This window comes from Endozoicomonas sp. ONNA2 (assembly GCF_024606365.1).
Lineage (GTDB): Bacteria > Pseudomonadota > Gammaproteobacteria > Pseudomonadales > Endozoicomonadaceae > Endozoicomonas.
Map to the genome: position 1 here is coordinate 1 of NZ_JAHHPO010000357.1, position 2841 is coordinate 2841.

The window sequence follows — 2841 nt, forward strand, 5'->3', positions numbered from 1 at the left end:
ATCGCCTTGTATCATCGCCTGCGCGGCCCGGTTGGGCGATGCTTTACGACGAGTTTGGTAATTTTTCGCACGCATGCCCACACAGGAGGTCGGTAAAATGGATTTTTACCCGATAAATGGTTTAACTCAACAGCTGCATGAATCGAACATGGAGTCACCCATTGGCTTTTCGGCAGAAGCAGAAGACGACTCCATTCAGAACCCTTACAAGCGGGTAAGGTTGCAAGATGGCGCCACCGCACTGTCAGAGAAAATTGTCAATTCTGCCGGGACTAAACAGCTATCTGAACGGCAGGTTAATCTTCAACCCGATCCTGAGAAACAAGGCTCTGATTCAAAAGCTGAAGCTATACGGATGGCCGCCAGGGATCTGGTGGATAAATTTCAATATGAGGCAATAGAAAAGTCACCAAACAATGAGGTGCAATGTGCCGTTTTTCTTGAGTGCCTTAAGCTTAGTGTTTTGAAGACGTTAGAAAAGTTATCCAAAACACATTCTTTAAGTGGGGCAGACAAACTTCGGATTATGTTGGCTGCTGAAAAAGAACTCAAATGTCCCATAACAGACGTCTATTGGGAACCTGTTCGGATTCCTGTGTCCATTCGATTTGAGAAGGCAAAGAGGCTGTTTCAAAGTCTTCCTGATACGCCTTCCCTGTCAAGGGAGGACAATGTAATTAATTTACAATTGACAGCATTAAATCCTGATAAAATGATCAAGGACAGGCTTCTTGAAATCAGGCAAATCCTTAAATTGGAAAACAACGAACTTTCCAGACAGCTGTTGAGCGAAGTTGACAATATTGAAAAAGAATTCATGCCGAGAGTTGGAGAGAGTGGGCATTTATCAGTCGATCGTGATAATAGAGATTTCAAACTCTATACAACAAGATTACTGTACCTGTATGCAGCCTGTTCCGGCTTTTCACAGGAGGCTGATATTGCTGAATTAACGTCGTACATTAGATCTGTCCTGTATACCACCCATTCACTTGGCATCTGGCATATTGCTAAAGAGCTGGCCTATTTGTCGAAACAACCGGGCTCAATCGATTATTGTCGTTATATTAGTGCCGTGGCAAATTTATTGAAAACACCTGCACCGGTTGTCTCAAAGTTTGAAGAGCTCCAACAACTCAGTGATATCGATGGGTTTGTTTTACTTGAAAGCAAACCGCTGGACAACTATCTATCCGTACTCAGAGCAAACATTGGTAAAATGACCCCGGAGTATTCACAGGTATTACGGACTACAGTTGACAATCTGGAAAGCAATTTGGCTGCCAGATCACCACTTGAAGACAGGCAAGATATCAAAGTGCAAGTGCATCGACTTTTGGTGATCATTGCCGCCTGCAAATCATCCAAAGAAATAATGGATACTTCAGTATTGGAACACTTTGTCGGGGTCATCACAGAACATGGCAACACAAAAAATATTCCCTATCTGATCAGTGGGCTGGCCCGCCTGGTTCAGAGTACCCAGAAAATACAGCAAATACTGGGTAAGCCCGGAATCAGTGGCGGCCCGCATTTGCGAATGGCCCCGTTGCAATGGCTGGCATTTGTGCCCGATAGACTCTCAGAAGATGACATCGTGGAACTCTGTCAATCTTTGCAAGCTCCCAGCGCCGGCAAGAGCAGGCGACAGTTGAAAGATGGCAAGGTTTTCTATCAGTGGCTGGCTACTCTTGAGCGGGCATTGACCAGCAAGGTTATGAATAAGGCAATGTTAATGCCGGTCCTGAAAAAGCTCACCCAAAGTCTGACTTACGAAAAATTGTGTTGGCTTCATATGATATTCAAGATGGGAGACAGGTTTAATCAATTTTTGCACAGCATGGGCTTTAGCTGTCAGAAGGAAGGACTACCATTGTTGATCGCCGAAAAAGGGGGGAGTGTTCTGGAGGGAGAAAATGAGGAACTCTCACAATGGCTGATGAAACAACGACATTACCATCTCCTGCCTTTTTATATGGTGTCAATGATAGAGTACGGGTTTACAGAAATTACAGACCTTATCCATAAGTTTATAGAGACCAACGTTAACAATACTTTTATTGAGAACAGGCAATCACCGCTGAATAATCCACATTTGCAGGCTGTTTACAAGGAATACCCCGAATTCCAGGCAGGTTGGGGGGCGAACTTCAGTGACTTCAGCGAAGAAACCCGAAACAAGCTGTTGTCCCCGGAAGAAACCCTGAAGCTCTCAGAAGACCCCTGGGATCTTTTTATCAGTGGACTTGAAGTTCACACCTGTCTATCACCGAACGGCGTTCACTATTATAGCTGTGCACTGATGAGCTATTTGATGGATGGACGTAATGCCATGATTATTAGAAAGAGCAGCAAAGGAAATATCCTTGGCAGAAGTATTATTCGTATGGTGTTGGATCAGGATGATCGCCCTGCGTTATTTCTTGAGAAGGGCTATCCCGACAAGAATAATTTATTGTTCATTGATGCCGCACGGGACATTGCTGACGAGATGGGGCTACCTCTTTACCACTGTGTGGACGCTAAAAGAGGTGAAAAAGCTGAAGCAGGTGAAGAAGTGAAACTTTTGAAAGGCAGGGCTCCTTACGATTATTTTGACTCAATCAATGAGGTAAAGGAGAGACAGGCAGTGACGTTTACCAATGTAAAACGTGATGTAATGCTTCCATTCTCTTCATAAAGAAACCGGCCTTTGGGGTAAGGTCTCAATGCCTCTGGCCCTGATGGATCCGCTCACTCCCACCTCATCAGGTTTTCGGCCTCTATGGGCCCTGACCCCGATCAGATTCAAGGGAGTGCAGGTCTTACCTTTTATGCCATCATTTGAACTTTATCCACGCA

General features: G+C 44.8%; 1 protein-coding gene. It reads left to right on the plus strand.

Features of this window, described 5'->3' with window-relative positions; genetic code table 11:
• Positions 1 to 97: 97 nt before the first annotated feature.
• On the plus strand, positions 98 to 2680 hold the full coding sequence (locus KDK14_RS06450) for a hypothetical protein (protein ID WP_257264196.1): 2583 nt from the start codon (positions 98 to 100) through the stop codon (positions 2678 to 2680).
• The last annotated feature ends 161 nt before the right edge of the window (positions 2681 to 2841 follow it).